The 25,682-nt window shown below is 57.1% G+C and carries 21 protein-coding genes; 9 read left to right on the forward strand and 12 right to left on the reverse strand.

What is annotated here, in order from left to right; genetic code table 11:
• Positions 1-50: 50 nt before the first annotated feature.
• Genes ACR3FC_RS17690 through ACR3FC_RS17700 form a run of 3 tightly spaced genes read right to left on the reverse strand, consistent with a single transcriptional unit; the run spans position 51 to position 4,163 of the window.
• The gene (locus ACR3FC_RS17690) at positions 51-2,264 is read right to left on the reverse strand and encodes a hybrid sensor histidine kinase/response regulator (protein ID WP_480477319.1); all 2,214 of its coding nucleotides are present in this window, start codon (positions 2,262-2,264) and stop codon (positions 51-53) included.
• A 3-nt stretch (positions 2,265-2,267) separates the two neighbouring features.
• On the reverse strand, positions 2,268-3,437 hold the full coding sequence (locus ACR3FC_RS17695; RefSeq protein WP_480477321.1) for an FIST N-terminal domain-containing protein: 1,170 nt from the start codon (positions 3,435-3,437) through the stop codon (positions 2,268-2,270).
• Between the two features lie 45 nt (positions 3,438-3,482).
• Positions 3,483-4,163 carry a response regulator gene (locus tag ACR3FC_RS17700; RefSeq protein WP_480477323.1) on the reverse strand — a complete coding sequence of 227 codons (681 nt, stop codon included), beginning with the start codon at positions 4,161-4,163 and terminating at the stop codon, positions 3,483-3,485.
• A 181-nt stretch (positions 4,164-4,344) separates the two neighbouring features.
• Between ACR3FC_RS17700 and ACR3FC_RS17705 the strand changes: the two genes are divergently transcribed.
• From ACR3FC_RS17705 to ACR3FC_RS17720, 4 genes are all read left to right on the forward strand, one after another.
• A complete protein-coding gene (locus tag ACR3FC_RS17705; protein WP_480477325.1) occupies positions 4,345-4,893 on the forward strand; it encodes an SRPBCC family protein in 549 nt (182 codons plus the stop codon).
• A 28-nt stretch (positions 4,894-4,921) separates the two neighbouring features.
• On the forward strand, positions 4,922-5,404 hold the full coding sequence (locus tag ACR3FC_RS17710; protein ID WP_480477327.1) for a (2Fe-2S)-binding protein: 483 nt from the start codon (positions 4,922-4,924) through the stop codon (positions 5,402-5,404).
• Positions 5,405-5,484: 80 nt separating this feature from the next.
• Positions 5,485-7,845 carry a xanthine dehydrogenase family protein molybdopterin-binding subunit gene (locus ACR3FC_RS17715; protein ID WP_480477329.1) on the forward strand — a complete coding sequence of 787 codons (2,361 nt, stop codon included), beginning with the start codon at positions 5,485-5,487 and terminating at the stop codon, positions 7,843-7,845.
• A 95-nt stretch (positions 7,846-7,940) separates the two neighbouring features.
• Entirely contained in the window at positions 7,941-8,732 is a 792-nt protein-coding gene (locus ACR3FC_RS17720) for an FAD binding domain-containing protein (protein WP_480477331.1), read from the forward strand.
• Positions 8,733-8,929: 197 nt separating this feature from the next.
• Here the strand turns inward: ACR3FC_RS17720 and ACR3FC_RS17725 are convergent, their stop codons facing one another.
• Positions 8,930-10,756, reverse strand: coding sequence for a BCCT family transporter (locus ACR3FC_RS17725; RefSeq protein WP_480477333.1), 1,827 nt, complete (start codon positions 10,754-10,756; stop codon positions 8,930-8,932).
• 417 nt (positions 10,757-11,173) lie between these two features.
• Positions 11,174-12,118, reverse strand: coding sequence for a PDR/VanB family oxidoreductase (locus ACR3FC_RS17730; RefSeq protein ID WP_480477335.1), 945 nt, complete (start codon positions 12,116-12,118; stop codon positions 11,174-11,176).
• A 140-nt stretch (positions 12,119-12,258) separates the two neighbouring features.
• Here ACR3FC_RS17730 and ACR3FC_RS17735 point away from each other — a divergent pair, with 140 nt between their 5' ends.
• The 4 genes from ACR3FC_RS17735 to ACR3FC_RS17750 all read left to right on the forward strand — a co-directional run bounded on the left by ACR3FC_RS17735 (position 12,259) and on the right by ACR3FC_RS17750 (position 17,371).
• Complete coding sequence (locus tag ACR3FC_RS17735) at positions 12,259-13,164, forward strand: LysR substrate-binding domain-containing protein (protein WP_480477337.1); 906 nt, start codon at positions 12,259-12,261, stop codon at positions 13,162-13,164.
• A gap of 102 nt (positions 13,165-13,266) precedes the next feature.
• Complete coding sequence (locus ACR3FC_RS17740; RefSeq protein WP_480477339.1) at positions 13,267-14,424, forward strand: aromatic ring-hydroxylating oxygenase subunit alpha; 1,158 nt, start codon at positions 13,267-13,269, stop codon at positions 14,422-14,424.
• Between the two features lie 135 nt (positions 14,425-14,559).
• Positions 14,560-14,799, forward strand: coding sequence for a hypothetical protein (locus ACR3FC_RS17745; protein ID WP_480477341.1), 240 nt, complete (start codon positions 14,560-14,562; stop codon positions 14,797-14,799).
• Between the two features lie 151 nt (positions 14,800-14,950).
• Complete coding sequence (locus tag ACR3FC_RS17750) at positions 14,951-17,371, forward strand: GcvT family protein (RefSeq protein ID WP_480477343.1); 2,421 nt, start codon at positions 14,951-14,953, stop codon at positions 17,369-17,371.
• Here the strand turns inward: ACR3FC_RS17750 and ACR3FC_RS17755 are convergent.
• The 3 genes from ACR3FC_RS17755 to ACR3FC_RS17765 form a co-directional block, all read right to left on the reverse strand.
• Positions 17,368-18,612, reverse strand: coding sequence for a molybdopterin molybdotransferase MoeA (locus ACR3FC_RS17755; protein WP_480477345.1), 1,245 nt, complete (start codon positions 18,610-18,612; stop codon positions 17,368-17,370). The genes ACR3FC_RS17750 and ACR3FC_RS17755 overlap by 4 nt on opposite strands.
• A 184-nt stretch (positions 18,613-18,796) precedes the next feature.
• Positions 18,797-19,807, reverse strand: a complete 1,011-nt coding sequence (locus ACR3FC_RS17760; RefSeq protein ID WP_480477347.1) for a D-cysteine desulfhydrase family protein — start codon at positions 19,805-19,807, stop codon at positions 18,797-18,799.
• 139 nt (positions 19,808-19,946) lie between these two features.
• On the reverse strand, positions 19,947-20,639 hold the full coding sequence (locus ACR3FC_RS17765; RefSeq protein WP_480477349.1) for a Crp/Fnr family transcriptional regulator: 693 nt from the start codon (positions 20,637-20,639) through the stop codon (positions 19,947-19,949).
• 185 nt (positions 20,640-20,824) lie between these two features.
• Here ACR3FC_RS17765 and hemA point away from each other — a divergent pair, with 185 nt between their 5' ends.
• Positions 20,825-22,048: a 5-aminolevulinate synthase gene (hemA, locus tag ACR3FC_RS17770; protein ID WP_480477351.1), complete on the forward strand. Its 1,224-nt coding sequence runs from the start codon at positions 20,825-20,827 to the stop codon at positions 22,046-22,048.
• Between the two features lie 52 nt (positions 22,049-22,100).
• Here the strand turns inward: hemA and ACR3FC_RS17775 are convergent, their stop codons facing one another.
• The 4 genes from ACR3FC_RS17775 to ACR3FC_RS17790 are packed head-to-tail and all read right to left on the reverse strand — an operon-like array spanning position 22,101 to position 25,680.
• Positions 22,101-22,388 carry a cytochrome C oxidase subunit IV family protein gene (locus ACR3FC_RS17775; protein WP_480477353.1) on the reverse strand — a complete coding sequence of 96 codons (288 nt, stop codon included), beginning with the start codon at positions 22,386-22,388 and terminating at the stop codon, positions 22,101-22,103.
• 5 nt (positions 22,389-22,393) lie between these two features.
• Positions 22,394-22,942, reverse strand: coding sequence for a cytochrome c oxidase subunit 3 (locus ACR3FC_RS17780; RefSeq protein WP_480477355.1), 549 nt, complete (start codon positions 22,940-22,942; stop codon positions 22,394-22,396).
• Positions 22,939-24,861 (reverse strand): nitric oxide reductase activation protein NorD, encoded by a 1,923-nt coding sequence (locus ACR3FC_RS17785; protein WP_480477357.1) that lies wholly within the window; start codon positions 24,859-24,861, stop codon positions 22,939-22,941. The genes ACR3FC_RS17780 and ACR3FC_RS17785 overlap by 4 nt, the downstream gene beginning before the upstream one ends.
• 9 nt (positions 24,862-24,870) lie before the next feature.
• Positions 24,871-25,680: an AAA family ATPase gene (locus tag ACR3FC_RS17790; protein WP_480477359.1), complete on the reverse strand. Its 810-nt coding sequence runs from the start codon at positions 25,678-25,680 to the stop codon at positions 24,871-24,873.
• Positions 25,681-25,682 lie beyond the last annotated feature (2 nt).

The raw sequence follows: 25,682 nt of genomic DNA on the forward strand, positions 1-25,682 counted from the left end.
CAAGGGGAAGACCCTTGGTTCAATCTGAACCGGTCACAGATTGACGCCGCTCAGTTGCGGCGTGCAATCGACGATTCCAGCGTTGAGCGCAGTAGTTGCGCATCTAGCGGTTTGTAGAGCAAAGGCAGATTGGCGCGCTTGCAACGCTCGGCCAGTTCAGGTGATCGGTTGGCCGAGATAATGCAGCCGGGCAGAGGGCCAAACTCGTGCGTCAGGGCATGTATCGCGTCGACACCGGTTCTATCGTGATTTAACTGAAAATCGGCAACTATTGCGTCAGGCAGAATGTCAATTTCACGAAGTAGATTGATTGCTTCGTCTTCGCTTTCGCTCTCCAGAACCTCGACCCCCCAGGATTCGATGGTCATGGTCAGTGCACTACGGAGGTTTTCATCATTCTCAATCAACAATACGACCGTGTTACCAAGGACCTTGGAGCCCGGATCGTGGGCCGCAGGGCCGCTGCTGCAAATGGTCTGCTCTTCCTGCGCCAACGGCACTTCGACCGAGAATCCAGTTCCTTTGCCTACTTCGGAATACAGCTGGATTGGATGTTGCAACAGCCCACAGGCGCGCTCCACGATTGCAAGGCCCAATCCCATACCCTCTGCGGCGCTGGCATCAGAATGCAGGCGCTGAAATTCCTGAAAGACGAGGTCTCTTTGGTCTGACGCGATACCGATACCTGTATCCCAGACCTGCAAGGCAATTGCGCCTTTGCGACGCCGCACACCGACCAGAACCTTTCCAACCTCGGTATACCTGATCGCGTTCGAAAGCAGGTTCTGCAAAATCCGACGCAAATAGCTGGCGTCGCTGGTCACGCGCGCGTTCGTGTCAACAAAAGACAGCTCAAGCCCTTTTGCCTGCGCCACCGGGCGAAACGCATCTTCCATCTGCGAAAACAGCGTACTCACTGTTATGGTCGACAAATGCGCGGTGGCCCGCCCTGAATCAAGTTTCGAGATATCCAGCAGCGCTTCCAGAATGTGTTCAACACTGTTCAGCGCACTTTCAGCCTTTCCTGCAACGGTTCTTGCGTCGTCTTTGTCCAGACCGCTGCCCAGCGATGCAACATAAAGCTTTGCCGCTGACAGAGGTTGCAACAGGTCGTGACTGGCCGCTGCCACAAATCGCGACTTGGATGCGTTTGCACGCTCGGCCTCGTTCAAAGCGTCAGCCAGTTCCATCGTGCGCGATGTTACGCGCTGTTCCAGCAATTCTTTGGCCTCATATAAGGCCTGGGCGGATTTTCGTTCTGCGGTTACATCGGTGAAGGATATCACAAAACCGCGGTCGGGCATTTCCTGCGCAAAAACAGAAAGTATCTTCGACCTTCCACGGTGCATCTGAAATTGCAGAGGACGGCGATAGGTTTGCCGCGTCACCCAGTTCAGAAGATCGGCTTCCGTTACCCCCTTCTGGAACCTGATGTTCGCGCCAAGGCGATTGGACAGCGATTCAAACCGGGTTCCCGTCTGAAACTGTGCGATTGGAATGGCCAGCAACTCGCTAGCGCGGTTGTTCCACCCGATCAGACGGTGTTTGTTGTCAAAAATGCAAACGCCCTGTTCAATATGTTCAAGCGTTGCGCGGATCAGCCTGGCCTTGTCATCCAGTATCCGGTCACGCTCCTGCCGTTCGATCCGCATGATATCGGTCACATCGGTTTGCAGAATAACAGTGCCGCCATCCGGCGTGCGGTGTTCGGACACTTGTGACCACCGATTGCCAACAAGCCGGACGTTGAACACCACATGATCGTCCGTGTGCCGATCCAGGCGGCTTTTGGCCCAGTCTGTCGGTGTCATTGTTTCAGGCAGGGACAGAAACCCTGATCGGCTGACCAGTTCGACATATTCGGCAAAGCTCAATCCCGGGCTCAGCCGCTCCTGAATGTCGGGCATATGCAGACCAAAACGGCTGTTACACAGCACCAGTTTTTCGTCGCGATTGAAAAGGGCAAACCCCTCTTGCACCGTTTCGATTGCATTGGCCAGATCCGCGCGTGCGGCTTCGGTGTCCTTGTTCGCCTGTGCCAATCTGGCATTGGAATCGTTCAGCAATTCAAGGGCACGTTCCAGATCATTCGTCCGGGCGCGGACCTCTTGTTCAAGCACGGCCGCACGCTGAAACTGCGCATAAGCTGCGCCTGACGCATCGGTGGATTCTTCTACCCGACGCATCAGCGCTTCGGCGATCTTGCGAAGTTTCTCGTTCTGGCGGTCAACCGAGTCCGACGGGTCAGTAAGATGCTCGATCATGCGTTACTCTTTCTCGGGCGGATAAATCGCAACACCCGTCAGAGTTTGGTTCACATGGATAGAGTTGTACTGCTCTCCGTAAGTTGAAAATCCGACAACGTGATTGCGGGCCAGAATGTCCGAGATTTCGCGTGTCTTTTGCTTTTCCTGCGCTTCCAGTCGGCGGAGAATGCAATCACAGCCCAGAATTGTGTCGGGTTGCCGTTTCTCGGTCAGAAGGCCGATTTCTTCCTCAAGGTGCTCTACCATGTCCCTTGGTTCGGCCAGCGTCAGCACAAGCCCTTCATCAATGGCCGAGAAAAAGACAAGGTCCCCGTTGCCCGCCACCTGCTGAATGGCGCGGACGTGATGCTGCCCACCAATCTGCACAACAACGGGGTGCGCCGCAAAGGTGAATGTCGTCAGTTGTTCCGGATCCTTGCCAAGGATACGGGCGTACTCGCGGGCGGCGGGCTCGGCATTGATCTCCTCAACGATGCGTTTTGCCGGATCCGCCTTGGTTACGACCATACGCCGGGTCGTTGGAACCAGATGATCAGTTTTGAACACCTTGATCGGGCACCGCGTACGAACCTGAGTCAGTATGGCAGCATTGCTCAGTGCCTTGCCCTGATGCAGCACATAGGTACGCCCGAACCGGGTTCCATCACCGGCCGATCCGCCAAACAATGGCACCGGCCCCAAGCCGACGGCCAACTCGGAGGTCAACGCATCCTCTTTGGTCGACAATCCGTCGATCATCAGGAACGTAAACTCATGGCTCCAGTCGGGCGCCGTGACCATCATGGCATTTCGGTTGTGGATCATCTCGTTGATGATGCTTTCCGCCTCAAAATCGTTCAGATCGGAAACTAGGACCGTACGCGTGTCGAAATGGGATTGCGGGAGGCCGATTGCGACGATCTGGTCTTCGCAATAACCGCTATCCGCAAGTTCTCCGGCGGTGGTGCAGCCAACCACCGGCGTAGGCGCAAACACCTGCTCGGCTTTGGCAATGACCGCAGCGGCGTCCGCGTTCGGACTGACGAACAATATCACCAGCGCAAGTGGCTCAGCCCCGATTTGACGTTCGAGCACCCCAAGCGCCTGCCCGGTGTCGTAACGCACGAAAGCCGTTTTGACGATGCCTGTTGCACCGGTCCGGGCTGTCGCCCACCCGACTGCTTGGTCCATCGAGCCTCCTCCCTAAAGCGCGACGATGTGGTGAGAGTATGACGCTTAGCCTTGGTCTTGCAAGACGCTGGCAAACGAAGCTTTCTTTGCAATCAGAACGGCTTGCGTCCGGCTTTGCACACCCAGTTTCCGCATGATTGCCGTGACATGCGCTTTGACCGTGGGTTCCGCAATGGACAGGTCATAGGCAATCTGCTTGTTCAGTTTACCTTCGCAGATCAGTTGCAGGATGCGGGCTTGCTGATTTGTCAGTGTCGCAAGCCGATTGACCGCGCCGGCGTGTTCATCCTCTTCAACATTGATCAGAACGCATCCTTCGGGCACAAAAACTTTGCCGGAATGCACTGTCTCGAATGCCAGGCGAAACACATCGCGTTGGCTATGCTTGGGTACATAACCCGATGCACCCGCCTGAATCACCTGACTGACAACGCGATTATCCGTCATCGAGGACACCACAATAACCGGGGCATTCGCAGCAGCCTTCAGACGGACAAGGCCGTCCAGCCCTTCCACATCCGGCAGGTTGAGGTCCAGCATGACCGCGTCCGGTTTCAGCCCCCCTGATAGAAGTTCCATCGCGCCTTCCAGTCGGTCTGCGGTATGGATTTCGCCGATCTGCGCCACGCTTTGCAAGGTCATCGACAGCGCGTCGCAAAACAGGGGGTGGTCATCGACGATCAGCACTTTCTCGAAGCCAGACCTTACAATAGAGTCAGCAAGCATTTGGTATTGCCTTTTTTCAATCAGATTGTCCCCAGCTTACCCAATTCTAACAACGAAAGTAATCTGCGCCTACTGGCCCAAAGTCGTACATAAGATCGGCGCGGCGACACCTACACCCAAGGTCTAATAGGCAGGGCGAATAACACCGCGTAGCGTAAGCAAAAACACCTGGAGAAGAGAAATGGAGCTTAGTGACAGCCGCGTCATCGCCGCGCCGCGATCCAAGGTCTGGGACGCGCTATTGTCGGTTGAGGTTCTGAAAGAATGCGTTCCGGGATGTCAGGAAATGACGGGCTCGGTCGATGACGGGTTCGAAGCGACGGTGGTGCAGAAAGTTGGCCCCGTCAAAGCGACCTTCAAAGGGGCTGTTACCCTTTCTGATATCGTAACGCTTGAAAGCGTGAAGCTCTCGGGTGAAGGTAAGGGTGGGGCTGCGGGTTTTGCCAAGGGTGCGGCCGATGTCAGTTTGTCTGATGTGCCCGAAGGTACTCTGCTGACCTATACCGTCGACGCACGTGTCGGTGGCAAGCTGGCCCAGCTTGGCAGCCGAGTCATTGATGGCGTCGCCAGAAAAATGGCCGACCGGTTCTTTGAAAACTTTCAGAACGCGGTCGAACCGGAAAAAACGCCCGATCCGGAAACATCGGATCAGGTTCAAGCCGAACCTTCGGCCGAGGATAAAGGCGGCGAAGCAAAAAAAGGTTGGTTCAAGCGCGTATTGGGCGGTTGAACCGTTGGAATTCAGGGAGGAGAAAGTCATGAAAATTTCTATGACCGTGAACGGCAAGGCCGTATGCGGCGAGGTTGAGGGCCGGACATTACTGTCCGGCTTTCTGCGCGAGCAACTGTCATTGACGGGCACGCATGTCGGCTGTGATACGGCCCAGTGCGGCGCTTGCGTTGTACATGTGAACGGCCAGGCCGTGAAGTCGTGCAATATGTTGGCGGTCGAAGCCGACGGCGCTGATGTTGGCACCATCGAAGGTCAGGCAAATGCGGACGGTTCGCTGAACGTGATCCAGCAAGCCTTTCAGGATCATCACGGCCTTCAATGCGGGTTCTGTACACCGGGTATGGTGATGAGCGCCGCAGCGCTGCTGAAAGACAACCCTCGCCCATCTGAGGCCGAAATCCGGAAATACCTGGAAGGCAACCTGTGCCGCTGCACAGGGTACCACAATATCGTCAAGGCGATCATGGCCGCCTCTGGCCAGGACGTCGGCAGTATCGCCGCGGAATGATGCCGCTGCGGGCGTAAATGTTGCGCCCGTGGGACAAGTGAAGGGTGCAACAGCATCCGTTTATGGGAGGAGAACAAGCAATGCCCAAAGACAGTGGCATCGGAGCCAGCTCCAAGCGGCGCGAGGACGTCCGCTTTCTGACCGGAGCAGGCAACTACACCGACGACATCAATGTACGTGGCCAGGCTTACGTATATTTCCTGCGGTCCGACATCGCGCATGGGCGGATCAATTCTGTGGATACATCAACGGCCGAGGGTATGCCCGGCGTGGTCAGGATATTCACCGGCAAAGACTTTGAAGGCGTGGGCGGAATGCCCTGTGGCTGGGAAGTGACCGACAAGCACGGCGCACCGATGCAGGAACCGCCACATCCCATTCTAGCACAGGGCAAGGTGCGCCATGTGGGCGATCCCATTGCCGCCGTGGTGGCTGACAGCCTGGAACAGGCCCGTGACGCGGCTGAGGCTATTGATCTGGATATCGAGGAACTGCCCGCCGTGATCGACATGAAATCCGCCGCGCAGGAAGGCGCGACGCTGGTTCATGACGATCTGAAAAACAACATCTGCTACGACTGGCAGCTGGGTGAGGCCGACGACGCAAAGGTGAACGACGTCTTTGCCAACGCGGCGCACGTTACCAAGCTGGATCTGGTGAACAACCGGCTGGTCGCCAACCCGATGGAACCGCGCGTGGCCGTGGCGGAATACAGCCGGGGCACGGATGAATATACGCTCTATACCACTTCGCAGAACCCGCATGTCATCCGCTTGTTGATGTGCGCCTTCGTTCTGGGTTTGCCGGAACATAAAGTCCGCGTCGTGGCCCCGGATGTGGGTGGTGGATTTGGCACCAAGATATTCCACTATGCGGAAGAAGCGTTCTGCACCTTTGCCGCCAAGGCCTGCAACCGCCCCGTCAAGTGGACCGCCAGCCGGTCCGAGGCGTTCATGTCGGATGCGCAGGGTCGTGACCATGTCAGCACGATTGAGCTGGCTCTGGATGCGGATAACAACTTCATCGGCCTGCGGACCAACACCTACGCCAATCTGGGCGCTTATCTTTCGACCTTCTCCAGCTCGGTGCCGACGTGGCTGCACGGGACGCTGATGGCGGGCAACTATAAGACCCCGGTCATTCAGGTAAATGTGAAGGCGATGTTCACGAACACGGTGCCGGTGGATGCCTATCGCGGCGCTGGCCGCCCCGAAGCAACCTTCCAGCTGGAACGTGTCATCGACAAGGCCGCCCGCGAGTTGGGTGTGGATCCGATCGCCCTGCGTCGCCAGAACTTTGTCACGCAGTTCCCCTATGACACGCCAGTGGCGCTGACTTACGACACCGGGGACTACAACGGGACAATGGACAAGCTTGAGGCTGCTGCCGATCTGGCAGGCTTTGCCGCCCGCCGTGTAAAAAGCGAGGCCAACGGAAAGCTGCGGGGCCTGGGTGTCAACTGCTATATCGAGGCCTGCGGTATCGCGCCGTCGAACATCGTTGGCATGCTGGGGGCCCGGGCGGGTCTTTATGATGCCGCGACCGTTCGGGTTAATGCCACCGGTTCGATCAGCGTCATGGTCGGCGCGCACAGCCATGGTCAGGGGCATGAGACGGCCTTCCCGCAGGTTGTGGCCGACATGATCGGCATCGACGAGTCGATGGTCGAGATCGTGCATGGTGACACCTCGAAGATCCCGTTCGGCATGGGCACCTATGGCTCACGCTCGCTGGCGGTCTGCGGCTCGGCGATGGTTAAGGCGACCGAAAAAGTGATCGACAAGGCCAAGAAGATCGCCGCCCACCTGTTGGAAGCGTCCGAGGCGGATATCGAGCTGAAGGACGGTCAGTTCAGTGTTGCGGGGACCGACAAGTCGGTGGCATGGGGGGATGTGACCCTCACGGCTTATGTCCCGCACAACTATCCGCTGGAAGTTGAACCGGGACTGGAAGAAACCGCGTTTTATGACCCGGCCAACTTTACTTTCCCGGCAGGGGCTTATGCATGTGAGGTCGAGGTTGATCCGGACACAGGTCAGGTCACGATTGAGAAGTTCACGGCTGCGGATGACTTTGGCAATATCGTCAATCCGATGATCGTTGATGGACAAGTGCATGGCGGTATTGGTCAGGGCATCGGTCAGGCCTTGCTTGAAAACTGTGCCTATGACGAGAATGGCCAACTGCTGAGCGCGTCCTTCATGGACTACGCGATGCCACGCGCTGATGACGTCCCGTTCTACAGCGTCGATCATTCAAGCCAAACACCCTGTACACACAATCCGCTTGGTGTGAAGGGTTGCGGCGAGGCCGGAGCGATCGGTTCGCCGCCGGCGGTGGTAAACGCGGTTCTGGACGCACTGAATTCGGGCGGAAAGGCTGTTGATCATATCGACATGCCGATGAGCCCGTCACGCGTTTGGACTGCGATGCATGGTTGAGAGGTTGGGGTGCGAGGGGCCAGCCCCTCGCGCTCCCTGGGATATTTATAGCCAGATGAAGGGCGGATCAGCGCCTTTCGGAAAGGAAGAACGAAATGTACAATTTCGAGTTTGAGAAGCCCTCGACCATTGCTGACGCGGTTGCAGCATTGGCAGCAGAGGATGCGCAGGCGTTGGGAGGCGGGCAAACCCTGATCCCGACATTGAAACAGCGATTGGCGGCTCCGTCCAAACTGGTGTCGATGGGCGGCATTGCCGAGATGCAAGGCGTCTGCGTTGATGATGACGGCTCGGTCTCTGTTGGGGGTGCAACACCTCACGCTGTCGTTGCTCGCGACGCTGCAGGATCTTATCCCGCGCTGGCGGCATTGGCTGGACAAATTGGCGACCCGGCAGTGCGCAATCGCGGAACCATCGGTGGTTCGGTTGCGAACAATGACCCGGCTGCCTGCTATCCGGCGGGTGTGCTGGGATCGGGCGCAACCGTGGTGACCAACGCGCGTCAAATTGCGGCAGATGACTTTTTTCAGGGCATGTTCACCACAGCCCTGGATGAAGGAGAGATCATCACCTCGATCCGCTTTCCGGTTCCGCAGGCGGCAAGCTATCAAAAATTCCTGCAACCAGCATCGCGGTTTGCACTTGTTGGGGTATATCTGGCCCGTTTCACGGACGGCGTGCGCGTGGCGGTGACCGGCGCAAGTGAGGATGGCGTCTTCCGTTGGAGCGAAGCCGAGCAGGCGCTGAACAAGGAGTTTCGCCCGGACGCCTTGATGGACCTTCGGATTAACCCCGCCAACATGATCGCTGATTTACATGGCAGCAAGAAATACCGGGCGCATCTTGTGTCGGTCATGACCAAACGCGCCGTGGAAGCCTGCATGTAGGCATTTCACGACAAGATGCTCAAAAGCCCCGGTTTTTACTGGGGCTTTTTCGTTGAGATATGGTTTTGATGTCTCACCAAGGTCGGGCTGGCCAGCACTTTTCCGTTGTTTGAGGGTCGTGGCCAGTGTCTGCGCAAAATGAAATCAGGCCGCCCATTTCCGGGCGGCCTGATCAAGTCATAAACTAAGCTTTCGCTTTATTCGGCGGCTTGTGCACCTGTAGCGGCGTGTTTGTCACGCTGGCTGTCGCGGAACAAAGCTTTGGCCAGAGCAATACACATCAGACCCATCACAGCAGTAAAGGGCAATGCACCGATGATCATCGCGTTTCGCAGCGCATCCATCGGGTTGTTTTCACCGGCTGCGAGGATCAGAGCGCCGATCACAGCCGTCAGGATGACACCCCAGATGATGCGGTGCTTGATGCCCGTCTCCTGGCTGCCACCCGACATGATGGTGTTCATCACGAGAATGCCCGAGTCTGCCGACGTGACGAGGAATGTCATGATCAGGATCACGCACATCACGTTCAACATTGACAGCAGACCACCGTCAATCATGTAAGATAGTGTCACGAACAGCTTGTTGGTGTTCGATGCGCCGATGATTGCACCTTCTGCAGCGCCTGCCAGTTCCAGATCAATCGCAGTTCCTCCCAGAACAGTCATCCACGCAAAGCACACCAAAGCCGGGGCGAACACACAGCCTACGATGAACTCGCGGACAGAGCGTCCTTTCGAAATGCGCGCGAGGAACAGGCCCACGAAGGGCGAGAACGCGATCCACCAGGCCCAGTAGAACGTGGTCCAACCCGACTGCCAGCCGAACTGACGCCCCTGCTCACCCGCCGCATAAACGGCTGCCAGGGTTGCTTCATCCAACTCGGCTGCAGCCCCTTCCAGGCCGCTCTTGAAACCGTCAAAGCTGCCCCACGCATTGGTGGCTCCGCCCATCAAATCATTGGCATGGGCTTGTGCTTCGGCAGGCAAAGCCGCAGCGAAGGCTTCAACTGACAATGGACCATAGGCGTTGAAGCTGAGCGACAGGATATGCAGGATATAGTCGACCATTGCCGTGCCATAAGTGGTCATGGCAAAGACGAACGAGCCGAAGACGATAAATGTGCCCAACAGGATGATCGACAATACGAGGTTCAGGTTCGACAGGTATTTAACACCACGACCAACGCCTGATACGGCCGAAATAATCGACAGACTCATGATGATGACCAGACCGGCGATCAAACCTACTTTGCTTGGGGTTGGAACTTCGCCACCCAGATCCATGACCCATTCCATACCGGTGATGGCATAAAGCCCGTCGATGAACTGGCTGACACCATAGCCGATGGTGACGGAAACACCGAGGATCGTCGCAACAACACCCAGAACGTCAACCACATGGCCGAAGAAGCCATTGACGAAGCGGCCAAACAGAGGCGTCAGCGCCGAACGGATGGTGAGAGGCATGTCGCGGGTATAAGCGTAATATGCCAGCGACAAACCGGTCACCACATAGATGGCCCAAGCGTGAAACCCGTAGTGCAAGAAGGTATAGCGGTAAGCCGACTGCAGTGCTTCGGGTGTATTTCCAACGACCGCCTCGGATACGACTTCGGGGTTCGAACCCCACAGCCCCAACGGTTCTGCGGTTGCAAAAACCATCAGACCAACACCCAAGCCGGCGCCGAACATCATGGAGAACCATGAGAAGTTTGAAAACTCGGGCTTTTCACCGGGTGTTCCCATCACACGGCGACCCGTGGACGGAATAGCGGCGACAACGGCCAGAAAAACGAGGAACAACCCGACAATGACAATGTAGAAGCTGTTGAAAAGCTCAAGCAGCCGCCCGTTCAGGCTGCCAAGCGTGCCGTTTGCATTTGCAGGGAATACCAATGCCCACAGAACCAGCGCGACCATGATGGCCTTGCTGATCAGGGCAATTGGGACGCTGTAGTTTTCATAAAAACCGGCATCCGCCGTCTTTATCTCAACGTCCGTGAATGGATCGGGTATCGACATATTGCGTTTTCCTCCGTGTGTTCGCCGTTTCTTGTTCTTTGGATTTCTGCTTGGGGTGCACCGCGCGGGACGGCGTAAACAAACATGCCCAATGCACCAAACGATCAGCGAGTTGACTGCAACTCAGCTGAGATTTACGGGGAAGACCACACACCATGTGGGATCGCCCACCGCTCTTTTCCTCCCGGATTGTTCTCGCTTGCAAAAGCTGTTGGCTCGAAGTGGCAAGTCTGTCTGCCGTTGAACCTGGTTGCAGCTTCGCAAGAAGTGGTTGCGCCCTTCAATTCGGGGAAACCTATGACAGAGGTTAGGGCAGCTCACCCAAGATTCCGACACATATGCAACTTGAAACGACGCTCACGGGTACTCGAAACAGATGTTAGCGAGAACAAGTAAAGGGCATGAATGTGGCTCCTTCTACAGTTTCAATACCAGTTTACCCGACTTGGCCCGCGAAACGCATGTGCACAGGAACTCATGCGTTTCCTGCTCTTGCGGGGTAAGTATACCGTCGCGATGATCAACTTCGCCGGAAACGACATCAACGATACAGGTTCCGCAAAGCCCTTCGGAGCAGCCGAAATCAACCTGCACACCATTGGCCTGCAAAACCTCCAGAATGGATTGGTCCTTGCCAACGGGATAGATCGCACCGGTCGACTGGATCTCGATCTGGAAATCGGCGTTCGGGGCGTGTTCAATGTCCGACGCGGCGGCAAACCGTTCAAAGTGTATCGCGCCGCCGCGCAGCAAGGCACCAGCTTCCAATACCGCATTCAGCATCGGTTCAGGGCCGCAGGTATAAACGTCTGCGCCCATCGGCATCGATTGCATGACCGATCTCAGGTCGAACACCCCGTCTGTGTTATCACAATGCAAATGATACCATTCATCCAGTCCAAGCGCCCGGAATTGTGCATCCATCGCCGCGTATTCTTTTGATCGAACAAGATAATAGACACGAAAATCCTGCCCTCGGTTCAGCAGCTCACGTGCCATTGCAACCAGTGGAGTGGCCCCGATGCCGCCTGCGATCAAAGTGACGTGCCGATCATGGCTTTCAAGTTTGAAGTGGTTGCGGGGGCCGCCGATTTCCACGGTCGCGCCCTCTTGCAGGTCATGCATCGCCAGTGAACCGCCTCGCCCCTTGTCTTCGCGTTTGACGGCCACGTTGATCAGGCGTCCATCCTGGCTCCAGCTCCACAGCGAGTATTGCCGTATCAGACCGTCTTCAAGATGGATGTCCACATGCGCTCCGGGCTCGAGGCTGGTGAAGCGCCCGCTTTCGATCTCGAAACAGAAGTCGGAGGTGTCGGGGCTGAGCGGCGTTTTTCGCACAAGGCGGGCGACTTGAGTATCCATCACTTGTCCTGTTCGGTCTCACGTGGCGTACATTCTGCGTCGTTCAGCAAACAACAGGAAAAAAGATAGATTTCAATTGCAAAATTTCTAACATTCGGGTGAATTGAGCTCACCCAGAGTTCAAAAGCCAACAAACCTCCATGTCTCGACGCCACTACAACCTTCCCCCTCTTACGACTTTATCGGCCTTTGAAGCCGCCGCTCGGCATCTCAGCTTCAAGGAAGCCGCGAGTGAGCTTTCCGTGACGCCGGGTGCCGTCAGTCATCAGATTAAGGCGCTGGAAGGTGAGCTGGGCGCGGCACTTTTTGTCCGAAAGCACCGCGGTGTGGAACTGACCGAGGATGGGCAAGACCTGTTTGAGGCACTCGGCGCTTCGTTCAGGCAGATTTCAAAGGTACTTGAAAAGATTCGCAGCAACGATGTCGAGAACCACGTAACCGTTGGGTCAACCACTGCCGTCGCCGCACTTTGGCTGTCGCCGTCTGTCATCCGGTTCTGGCAGGATTATCCGCACGTGAAAGTGAACCAGATGGCGCAGGACAAGGCGTTCACGGACCGGCCGGATATCGACTTGTTCATCCGCTATGGCCGGGACGCGAACGCGCAACTCACGCACACGAAACTGTATCGCGATATCCTGACACCCGTTTGCAGCCCCCAGATGGCCGCGGACCTTAAAGGGGCCAGTCTTGAAGACCTCGTGCAGCGGCGGCTGATCCATCTTGAAACGCAGGACAGTACCTGGACGACCTGGTCATCCTGGTTCCACGACCTCGGGTTTTCTGGGGTTGTTCCGGTGGAATCGCGGGTGAACAGCTATGCGCTTGCCCTTCAGGTGGCGCGTAAAGGGGCGGGTCTTGCGCTGGGGTGGAAACGTCTGGTCCAGCCCATGCTCGCATCAGGGAAACTCGTCGCATTAGAGGAATTCAGCCTACCCGCCCCGGATGATTTCTATCTTGTCGGTCGTCCGGACGATCAGCTTTCGGAAGGAGCGCTGGCTCTCAAGAATTGGTTGCTTACCGAACTGTCTGAAGGTTCGGTTTAGCCTGCCTCAATTTGCCATTAGGTTTTTTAGTATTGAACGTGGGCGGCCTCGGCCGCCAATGGATGCAGCGATAAACTCATTCAAATCACTCAGGAGTGGCCGATGAACAAGCACGCACCGCTTTCGTCTGTTCTGACACCGGTAAACACCGCAAAGGGTCTGCCGAACGAGCATTATATTGATCCCGCAGTTTTTGCCGAAGAACGGGATGCGGTCTTGTTTGCGAACTGGTCCGGCATCGGCTTTGGCAAAGACATTCCAGAGGCGGGAGATGCGTATCCGATCGATTTCCTGGGTGTGCCGCTGTTGATGGTACGCGATCGCGACGGTCAGATCGGCGTGTTCCAGAACACCTGTCGCCACCGCGGCATGATTTTGGTCGACAAGCCGCAAAAAATCCGCGGCGCGATCCGCTGCCCCTATCACAGCTGGTGCTATGGCTTGAATGGTGAACTGCGGACTGCCCCTCATGTCGGGGGCCCTGGGCAAAACACCCATGAGGATCTAGATTTCGCCGAGTTGGGCCTTATCCGCATCCGCTCGTATGTCTGGCGGGATGTTGTCTTTGTCAATGTCAGCGGCGATGCTCCGGAATTCGAAAATGTCCATGGCGAGTTGATGGAACGCTGGAAAGAATTCGATCAACCAATGTATCACGGTGGCGCTGGCGCATCGGTTTATCTTGAGTTGAACTCGAACTGGAAACTGGCTGTTGAGAACTACTGCGAAAGCTATCACCTGCCTTGGGTTCATCCCGGCCTGAACAGCTATTCGCGTCTGGAAGATCACTACAACATCAACGAACTGGGCAAGTATTCGGGTCAGGGCACCTATGTCTACCGCCAGTTCGAGGGTCACGATGGCGAAAAGCTGGATGATTTCGAGAACCTGAGTGAGCAGTGGACTGACGGCGCGGAATATATCGTCGTTTACCCGAATACCCTGCTGGGTGTTCAGCGTGACCACGGCTTTGCTTTCCTCATCGATCCGATCACGCATGAGCGTTCGAACGAACGGATTGAGCTCTACTACGCCAAAAAACCCGAAGACGCGCCCGAACACGAAGCACTGCGTGCCAAGAACGCGCAACTGTGGAAGACGGTGTTCGAGGAAGACGTCTTTGTGGTTGAAGGCATGCAGAAAGGCCGTCACGGCGTGAAATTCGATGGCGGTCGTTTCTCGCCCGCGATGGACGGCCCGACCCATTGTTTTCACCATTGGGTGGCCACGCAGATCGAAAAAGCCCGCGCTGAAGCGTAAGCAATCCTGAAAAGTCGATCTGGTCAGGCCTGACTGACCAGATCGCAGGTCGGTTGCAAACACTATAGACGGGACGGCGTTGCCGTCTTTTCTTTAGTATTGGGCAGCCGGTGTGAAATCGCTGAAAGGATCACAGTGGATCTGAACGAACTCGATAAACAACTCTTGCGAGCCCATACGGAAAAAGATGTACCCGCATTGATCCGGCTTTATCACCAAGCGGCGACTCTGGCCGAACAACGTCAGGATCATGAAGCCTCGTGTTTTTACCTGACCCACGCATTTGTGTTTGCGTTGGAATATGGCGCGCCGGAAGCAGATGAGTTGAACCTAAAGCTGTTTGAACGTGGCCGCGCACACCGATTGACGTTCTGACGAATTCGTTTGCTTAAGCGTATTGCGCCGTCAGGCATTCTCCAAATTTGAGTTTAGCTGACTTCATTCGATCTCGAATTTTGTCGACATTGTCGATGGGTCAGTCTTCATGAAAGAACAAGCGCGAACGAAAACGCGCGAGATAGCCAAAATGCGAAACGAAGCTCAGGCCGTGGTCATCGGCGGAGGAGTGATCGGGTGCTCGATCCTGTATCATTTGACCAAACTGGGATGGTCCGATGTAGTTCTGTTGGAGCGGGACGAGCTGACCTCGGGGTCAACCTGGCACGCAGCCGCCAACATTCACGGATTGCACGACAGTACCAATATCAGCCGCATCCAGCATTACACGATGAGCCTGTATAAAGCGCTGGAAGCTGAAACCGGTCAAAGCTGCGGCGTATTCCAGCCCGGCTCGCTATACCTGGCCCAGACAGAAGAGCGCGAACATCAGCTGAAGCTACAGGCCGCAAAGGCCAGACTGTATGGCATGAATTTCTATGAGATCAGCATCGAAGAAGCCCAAAAGCTAAACCCGCTGGTCAATTACGACGGCATCCGTTGCGTGATGTTCGAGCCCGATGGCGGCAATGTGGACCCGTCGGGCGTGACCAACGCCTATGCGGTCGGCGCACGTCAACGCGGGGCGCAGATTCACCGTTTCACGCCGGTCACTGCAACCGAGCAGCAGGAGGATGGCAGCTGGATCGTCAGAACGCCAAAAGGTGACATCAGGACACGCTGGGTGGTGAACGCAGCGGGCCTGTGGGGGCGCGAGGTTGCGGCACTGGCCGGAATCGAACTGCCGCTGCAACCTACAGAGCACCAGTATTTCGTAACCGAATCCATGGCTGATGTGAAAAGCCACGGCACCCGTCTGCCATCTGTGTCAGACCGGGATGGCGAGTATTACCTGCGTCAGGAAGGCAACGGCCTGCTGGTCGGCGCTTATGAGAAAGATATGAGGTTCTGGGCCGAAGAAGGCACGCCGCTGGATTTTGCCCACGATCTGTTCCCTGATGATCTGGAACGGATCGAAGAGAACATGATGAACGCCATCGAACGCCTGCCTGCGGTTGGTGAAGCCGGGATCAAGCGTGTCATCAACGGCCCGATGATCTGGTCGCCGGATTCAAATGTTCTGATGGGGCCGGTGCCTGAGGTCGACGGCTATTTCTGCTGCAACGGGATCATCCCCGGCTTCTCGCAATCGGGCGGCATGGGCCTGATGGCGGCGCAGTGGATCATCGAGGGTGAAATGGAATACGACATGTTCGCCTGGGATCTGGCGCGTTTTGACAGCTGGGCCACCAAGGCGTTCACCAAAGCGCGCGTGGCAGATCAATACAGTCATAGGTTCGCGATCCATTTCCCCAATGAAGAACGCAGCGCCGGTCGTCCGGCACGGGTTCGCCCGATCTATGAGGCGCAGAAAGCCATGGGTGCGGTTTTTGGCCTGAACGCCGGTTGGGAACATCCGCTGTGGTTTGCCGCAACGCCCGGCACCAAAGACACCAACGGCTTTACCCGTCAGAACTGGTGGGGACCGGTAGGTGAAGAATGCAGGATGCTGCGCGGCCGTGCCGGGATCATCGATATCTCGAACTTCGCCAAATATGTCTGCAAGGGTCCGGGTGCAGCAGACTGGCTGAATGCCGTCTTTGCAAACACCATGCCGAAAACCGTTGGTCGGTCCTGTCTGACCCCACTGATTTCAAAACGCGGCGGTATTGCAGGCGACTTTACCGTCACCCGCGTGGCTGATGACGAGTTCTGGGTGATTGGTTCGGGCATGGCAGAACGGTATCACAAACGCTTTTTCAAACAGGTTCCGCTACCTGAAGGTACCACTTTCGAAAGCAAAACCGAAGCGATGTGCGGCTTTAACGTGGCCGGCCCCAGGTCCCGCGACATCCTGCAACGTCTGACCAACACATCGCTCGCAACCGAAGATTTCCCGTTCATGCGGTCCGCCAAGATCGAGCTGGCGGGAGTTCAGGTTCTTGCCCTGCGCGTCTCCTTTACTGGCGACCTGGGGTGGGAGCTGCATTGCGCCACCCAAGATCAGGCACGGCTGTACAATGCCTTGCTTGCGGCAGGCAAAGAGTTCGGGGCTGGCCCTGTTGGCAGCCGGGCACTGATGTCTATGCGGGTCGAAAAGGGCTATGGGTCTTGGAGCCGCGAATACAGCCCGGAATATTGGCCGCATGAAGTGGGTCTTGATCGCCTCTGCAAATTCGAAAAGGACTTCCTCAACAAGGCGGCTGCGCAGAAAGTGTTACAGAACCCGGCCCGGGAACACCTGGTGGTTCTACACCTGAACGAAGCGGATGTGACAGCATCTAACGCGGATGCAACAGGTGGCGAGCCGATCTTCAAGAACGGTGAAGGGATCGGCCGAGTGACCTCGGGCACCTATGGCTACACTGTCGGAATGTCGTTGGCCTTGGGATATGTAAAAAACGCCCAGCTAGGTGATGAGGTCGAGGTTATGGTTCTGGGGCGACCGCACAGGGCCACAATCCTGCATGAACCGCCCTTTGATGCCGCGGGAAAAGCGCTTAGGGCTTAAAACAGCAATAGTTCAAGGCCTTGTCCTTCGGGGTATACCGCCACCTCTGCCGGGATGATCGCCAATCCATCCGCTTGCGCAAGCAAAGCAACACGACCACTGTAGGACGGTTCCATCAGACGCAATCGGGGCCGTCCGTCCGGTGTATGACTGTCAATCTGAACCGGGCGATATTCCTGACGGCCCGCGGTGCGGTGCAAGGGTTCCGACAGAACTGCCTGTACGGCTGCCTGTGGGGTGTGGAGCAGACCGGCACGGCGCGCCATCATCTGCGATCCGATTATCTGCCAAGTTACAAAAGCAGAAACCGGGTTGCCCGGAAGGCCGATGTAAAGTGCACGGCCACGCCGACCAAACATGATGGGCTTACCCGGTTTCATTGCGACTTTCATCACATCCGTCACGCCACCGATCTCGGTGAACAGACGCGGCATATGATCTTCATCGCCGACAGAAACACCACCGGTCGTGATGATCAGGTCAGAGGTTTCAGTCGCGTCCAGCAAGACCTGTTTCAAAAGCTCGGGGTCATCTTCAACTTGCCCCCGGTCCGTGAGTTCAATCCAGGGCTTCTGCAACAGCGCAAGCAGCATGTAACGGTTCGAGTTATAGATCTGCCCCGGGCCAAGGGGCTCACCCGGTTGGCGCAACTCACTGCCGGTTGAAAAGATCGCAACCTTCAGCTTGCGGAGAACCACGACCTCGCCATACCCGGCGGATGCAAGGGCTGCCACCTCGCGCGGGCCAATCTCGCAGCCGCGCCGCAGGATCGACGCTCCGGCATGAAGGTCTTCACCGGCACGCCGGATATGTTGCCCGGGCTTTGGACGGCGGCTGAAGCGAATTTGCCCCTCTACAACATCACAATCTTCCTGCATGACGATGGCGTCGTAATCAGAAGGAACAGGCGCTCCGGTAAAAATCCTCACCGCGCTGCCGACAGGTGCAGCATGAGACCCGCTGTCCCCCGCTGCGATGCGACCCTCCACCGGCATCTGGAACAGGTCGTCATCGCCAAGATCTGCGGTTCGAACCGCATAACCATCCATTGCCGAATTGTCGAAAGCGGGCATATCGACCTTGCTGAAACAGTCGCGGGCCAATATTCGCCCTATTGCAGCGGCCAAAGGCAGCGTTTCCGTTTCTGTGATCGGATCAGCAGCGGACAGGCCACGGTGCAGGGCCTCATCCACGCTCAGATACATATGCGCGTGTCGATCACAGCCGCATCCATCAGCCATATCCAGCCTCCAACTCTGCGAACATATCTTCCACCCATTCTAAGGTGGGCTAGGTTCGCTCAACCGACACGACATCCGCGGTACTGTCATTGACATAGGTCACGTGTCACCGTGTGGCGCGCTTCGAAACCACGGGTTGGCTGGCTAATCGCGACTTAGTATACAGTGGCTTCTCGGATGGCTCTCAGGCCGGGATCAGCTCTTCCTGATATGCAAACAGCGCCGGTTGCCCACCCGTATGCAACAGCACAACCTTCTGACCCTGTTGAATGGTGCCGTTTTCACGTAATTCCAACAAACCCGCAAATGTTTTGGCCGAGTAGACCGGATCCAGATAAATACCCTCGGCGCGCGCCATCAGTGCAAGCGCCTTCCGTGTGGACGGGCCTATCCGCCCATATCCAGGAGGTAATGCGCCGTCCCATGTGAGGATGTCTTTCATGACCAGAGCCGGGTCAAACTCCATCATACCCGCCAACCGTTCCAATACCTTTTGCAACCGCGCATGTTGCTGGCGACGGTCGCGGCGAACGCAGATGCCGTAAACAGGTGCCGTGTTGCCAGTCAGACGCAGCCCGGCCAGAAACCCGCCGTGGGTCGAACCGCTGCCGGATGGCACCACTGCGACGTCGAAATCGGCGATCTGATCCAGTAGTTCGGCAGCCCCGGCCACATAACCCAACGCCCCCAAGGGCGGATGATCGATGCCCAAGTGAATTACATATGGCTTTCGGCCTTCAGCGATCAGCTGATCTGCCCGCACGTGAAGGGCATTGTCGGCCCCGGCCTCGTCTTCTCCGGTATGGTAGTGCATGTGCTCGGCACCCAGAATCCGGGCCAGAAGAACATTCCCCGAGGAATAATAGTGCTCTCCCATATCGGGCACACGCTCTTCCAGTTGAAGTACGGCCTCCATCCCAAGCTTCGACGCAGCCATGGCAGCCGTGCGCACGAAATTGGACTGCACAGCGCCGGTGATCAGAATGGTGTCTGCCCCCTGTTTCTGTGCCTCACCCATATAGAACTCAAGCTGCCGGGTTTTGTTGCCGCCAAAGCTCAACCCTGTCAGATCATCCCGTTTGATCCACAATTCCAGACCAAGCTGGTCGGACAGACGATCAAGCCGTTCGACCGGCGTAGCAGCTGTCATCAGTCTCGCGCGGGGATAACCGGCTAGTTTCTGTTCAATCGTCATGTCTGCGTTCCATCACCTCACCCATTCAGGATCGCGCCGGATAGGGCATATCCAGCAAGAATAGTAAGGATAGTGATTGCCGGAAAGATCGCAGACCGGAAATGGCCAGTTTACTGCCCAGAGAAACAGCCACATGGCACTATTTCTCGCTCGGGTCGCTTTCCGCGTAATTCCGTAATACATCCATGTCTGCAATTTCCGCGTGGTTTCGGTTGATCTTCACCCCGACTGGTTTCAACCTCGAAAACGCTCGGCTCAGGCTTTCGGGTTTCATCCCCAGACGTCCGGCGATCAGCATCTTGTCATACGGCAGTTCAACTTCGCACTGGCCGGCATCGCTATCACACAGATTCAGCAGGAATTCTGCGACACGCTGCGCACCTGTCTGGGCCTTGAGCTGTTCGAGCTGCGCCACAAGGGAATGCAGGTGCGTGAATGTGGCCGCCAGAATCGACACGCAGATTTCCGGATCTTGCTTCATCAGCGACAGCAGCACCGGACTTGGAATGTGCATGATCTCGCAAGGAGATACCGCCTCGGCCGAAACGGGATAGGGCACATTGCGCAGCGCAACGGCTTCACCAAAGCTTTCACCGCGCGTGAAAACACTCACCACGGCTTCGGCACCGGTCGGGGAAATGCGAAACAGCTTGACCCAACCAGCCAGTACAACATGTACGGCCCTGGCTTCTTCCTCTTGCAGAAAGATCGTCTCGCCCCGGTCGTATTGCCGCCAGACGGCCTGACGCAGCAGAGTATCGACATGTTGCTCTGGCAGGCTTCGCAAGAGCAGTGACTGCCGTGCAACTATCTTTTGTGCCTCGTGTGACAAGAAGGCAGCCCCTTATTCGTCCGTTCCGGGAACACCCCCGGATGATCAACCCCGTGACATGCTATGCCAAAGCCAGCGCGGGGGTGCCACCCTTTTCTCGGTCTCCAACTTGACTATTGTCATGTAAGGGCGCGAACCATTGGCATAGGTTCAACGAAATTTCAGTTATCCGGGGAGCACGCCAGATGGACTTCGAGCGATTTTTCAGCCACAGCCTCGACACTTTGAAAGACGAAGGCAACTACCGGATTTTCATCGACCTGCAACGCCGCTGTGGCGCGTTTCCGAACGCGCGCCAAACCGACGGACCGGTCCAGCGGGATGTGCGGATCTGGTGCTCCAATGACTATCTGGGCATGGGGCAGCACCCTTCGGTGGTCTCTGCCATGCACGACGCACTGGAACGCTGTGGAGCAGGCGCTGGCGGTACGCGCAATATCTCGGGCACCACGCATGATCACGTTCTGCTTGAGGCTGAGCTGGCCGATCTGCATGGGAAAGAAGCGGCATTGCTGTTCACTTCGGGATATGTGTCGAACTGGGCTGCTTTGGGGACATTGGCCGCGCGAATTCCCGGGCTGATCGTGTTTTCTGATGCGCTCAACCACGCCTCGATGATCGAAGGTATCCGGCATTCGCGTGCCCAGAAGGTGATTTGGAAACATAACGACCTGGCGGATTTGGACGCCAAACTGGCCGCAGCTGATCCCAACGCACCCAAGATGATCGCCTTTGAATCGGTTTATTCCATGGATGGCGATATCGCCCCCATCAAGGAAATCTGCGATCTGGCGGACAAGTACGGCGCGATGACCTATCTGGACGAGGTTCATGCCGTCGGCCTTTACGGCCCGCACGGGGGCGGAATTGCCGAACGCGAAGGATTGATGGATCGCCTGACGGTCATCGAAGGCACGTTGGGCAAAGCGTTCGGCGTGGTTGGTGGGTATATCGCAGCCTCAGCCGCGCTGTGTGATTTTGTCCGCAGCTTTGCCAGTGGCTTCATCTTCACCACTGCCCTACCCCCATCGATTGCAGCCGGCGCCGCCGCATCGATCCGGCATTTGAAGCATTCAAGTGCCGAGCGTGAATTGCAAAAAACCCGTGTGGCGCAGGTACGCGCCCTTTTGGATGCAGAAGGCATTCCGCATTTGACCAACCCCAGCCATATCATCCCGGTGATGGTTGGCGACCCGGTGAAGTGCAAATTCATTTCGGACACGCTGCTTGAGGAGTTTGGCATCTACATTCAGCCGATCAACTATCCCACAGTTCCAAAAGGAACCGAGCGCCTGCGGATCACACCGTCACCCGTTCATACGGACGAGGATATCGATCATCTGGTGGGCGCATTGTCGGCGCTGTGGCAGCGCTGTCAGATCGCGCGGATGCCAATGGCCGCACAATAACCTAAGCGTCCCTTTGCTTGGTAACCTGCCGCCCCTTTTGGGGCGGCTTTTTTCAGATCAGGTAAAGTGCGAAGATCACGGCAGAGAACCCCGTCAAAACTATGGTGAAACCCCGCAGCCAGCCCGGGCTTTCAGCCAGGTCCAGATATCGGGCCAGGATCACACGGGCTTTGATCAAGGCAAGGAGCAGGATACCACCTGCAATGAGTTCGCCAGGCGTTTTCATCAGGGTTAAAAGCGTTGAGGCCAGACTGAGTGCCAGAAGCACCAGCCATGCGCTGGTGAGCGAGTTCGGACGCCTCCGGCGGGAGTATTTTGCAAAAGATGAAATTGCCGACATCTTGGTTATCCCAGAAGATAAATAACGGGAAACAGTAGGATCCAGACCAGGTCAACCATGTGCCAGAACTGTGCGCCCGCCTCGATGTTACGAGGATCATCGCGCCACGCGACCAGCAGCAGAATGCCCACCCCGGCCAGAACATGCGCCGCGTGAAACCCCGTCAACAGGTAGTAGAACATGAAAAACGGGTGGGTTTCATAGGTAATGCCTTGCCCCGCCTTCCCAGCGTATTCCACGCTTTTGACAACCAGGAATGCAATCCCAAGTACAGCCGCACCTGTCAGGGCCAGCCTGGCCTTGAACCGGAATGCTGCGCGGCGCCAGTTCAGGGCCTGTGCGGCCAGATAACCAGATGTGACCAGTATTGCAGTATTGAAGGCTGCCCCTGTTCGATAAAGATGCGATTGCGCCTCGGCAAAGCCTGCGGGGTCGGTCAGGCGAACGCCCATGAACGCGATCAGCCCGGCACCAAAAACCAGCAGCTCACTGATAATCAGAACCCACATCAGCAATTCGCCCGGAAGCTCGTCGATGAAAGAAGTTTCGCTCATGCTCCGACCAGTTGGCGGTAGATCTGCGGTAGGGCCATGGTCAAGCGGTGTGGGTCAGGAATAACCGCAAACCCACCCTGTCCGAACATGCGCGGGAACCAGCTTTTGCCGGTTTTGTCGATGGTGACGCCAAAAACCGATTGCCCGGCGCGGCGTGCCTCGCGCACGGCCATGCAGGTGTCTTCAATACCGTGGCGCCCTTCGTAATGGTCAAGGTCATTGGGTTTGCCATCGGTGATCACCAGCAACAGGCGGCGTTTGCGGGTCTGACTTGCCAGATCCTTTGAACAGTGGCGGATCGCGGCCCCAAGCCGTGTGTAATGACCGGGTCGCAGCGATGCGATACGTTGTTCAACTTTGGCACCCATCGGCTCATCAAACCGCTTGCATCGCTGGATATAGACGCGCTGGCGTTTCAGCGAACTGAAGGCATGAATGGCGAAATCGTCGCCGCAGGCGTTCAGGCCCCAGGCCAAAGCGGCCAGAGCTTCACGTTCAATGTCGATCACGGCGCGACCGGTTACGGCACTTTCAGTGGAACGGCTGACATCCAGCAGGATCGAGACTGCCAGGTCGCGCGCCTCGGGGCGGGATTGTTGCCAAATGCGGTCGTTGCTTTCGCCACTGGCCATGCGGTCAGTTTCGGCGCGCACGGCGGCTTCGATATCCAGCTGGTCACCATCCAGATGGCCGCGTGTCATCACACGACCGGGGCGCAGCGCCTCGAACTGGCGTTTGACCGCGCGGATGCGGCGAGCGGTGGCTGGGTCCTTGCCAAACGCGGCAGCATCGTCGCGGATATCTGCATCCGACAGCAGGACGTTGACGTGATCTGGCAGATACCGGCCCGAGCGCACGTCCCATTCGGGATAGAGGATGCGGCCGGACAGACGCTCGCGATTCACATCCTCGGGTGCCAGATCAAGGTGCAGCTTCAGCCGCGTTGGGGGGGCTTTTGATATCTGACCAAGGCCAATCTCTTCCTGATCATCGGCCGCTTTCTTGGCGTTGTCGGGATCGTCATCGTCGATGCGGCGGTTGATGTTCAGGAACTCGGCCCAGCTGAGGATGGCTTCGAACTTGTGCAGGATGAAACTGTCGCTGCGCTCGGCTTGATCCGATTTGCGACGGCGGGCGCGGTGGGTTTTCTCACCGGATTCCTCGGGCAGACCTTCGGTTTCGGGGTTTTCCACCTCGTTATGTTCGGAAAAGCCAACCGCGCGCAGTTCGGGCCATAGGGGAACCGGGCGCATAGGCTGATAGCCGCGGGGGGCGATCAGGTCCTCGTCCAGTGTCAGAAGCTGCTCGGCTTTCGCCGACAGCGGTTGAGGGTCACACAGCCTATGTTGGATAAGTTCTTCGACTGCCGCCTCAACCGGTGGCAGGTTGGGGATATCGCGCTGATGCAGCACGCCCTTGCAAAGCTCGGTGTAAAGCGGACGCAGGCCGGGGGCGTCGTCCAGGGTCGCATCAACCATGCTCTGTGCGGCGATCAGTGCGCGCAAGTCGGCGCGCAGCGGATCGTCTTCATCAATTCGCGTTCCGGCATGGGCAGCCGCAGCGGCCAGCCAGACATACAGCGCGCCGTTTGCTTCGCGGGCTGGAAAAACCGCCAGCCGGTCCGGTAGGCGCAGAACTTCACCGTCGAACGAGGCGCGTGGCATCAGTTCTGCCTCTGTCACCAGACGACGACGCCAACCCAGACGGTGGTGTGAAACCTCGGGCGAGACCGGGCGCAACTCTACGCCCGGACCACCGCCCAGCCCTCGGAAGAGGACGGCCAGCCGCCCCGCGACCTCAGAGAGGTCGACCGCGGCTCCAACGTGCACCAGGGGTGCATCGAGGCGGCTGGCAAGGGTGTGCCACAGTTTCCCGATCGTTTCTTCGGGTTCCCATGGCTCAAAATCGATCTTGACCATCGGCCGGCCTCACCCAAAGACAGCCGTAACAAGATCGAGGAGCCCGCGTTTGATATCCTCGTCATCTGTCAGAGGTTCGATCATGGCGGCAAGGATGGCGCGGTCGGTGGACATGCCTTGTGCGATCAGTGTCGCGGCATAAACAACCAGTCGGGTGGAAACGCCTTCCTCAAGATCCTGACCCTTGAGCCCGCGCAGCTTACCCGCCAGCCGCACCAGCGGCTTGCAACGTTCCAGCGGCAGACCGCTTTCCTGTGCAACCACTTCGGCTTCCATCTGCGCGGACGGGAAATCGAACTCCAAAGAGATGAAGCGTTGCCGAGTCGAAGGTTTCAGGGTTTTCAGGATATTCTGGTAACCGGGGTTGTACGACGCCACCAGCATGAAGCCAGGTGCGGCCTCAAGCTCTTCGCCGGTGCGGTCGATTGGCAGGATGCGCCGGTCATCGGTCAGCGGGTGCAGAACGACAGTGACGTCTTTACGGGCCTCAACCACCTCGTCGAGGTAGCAAATCGCCCCTTCACGCACTGCGCGGGTGAGGGGGCCATCGACCCAGACGGTTTCCCCGCCTTTCAGCAGATAACGGCCAATCAGGTCGGCAGCCGCCAGATCATCATGGCAGGCGACGGTATAAAGCGGGCGGCCAAGTTTTGCGGCCATGTGGGCCACAAAGCGGGTCTTTCCGCAGCCCGTCGGACCTTTCAGCAGAACTGGCAAGTCGTTGTTATAAGCCGCGGTGAACACATCGCATTCATCGCCTTGGGGCAGGTAGAAGGGGGCGTTTGCCGCCCCCTCTTTCAGTTTTATGGAGCCATCCATAT

The organism is Ruegeria sp. AF3 (assembly GCF_056536285.1).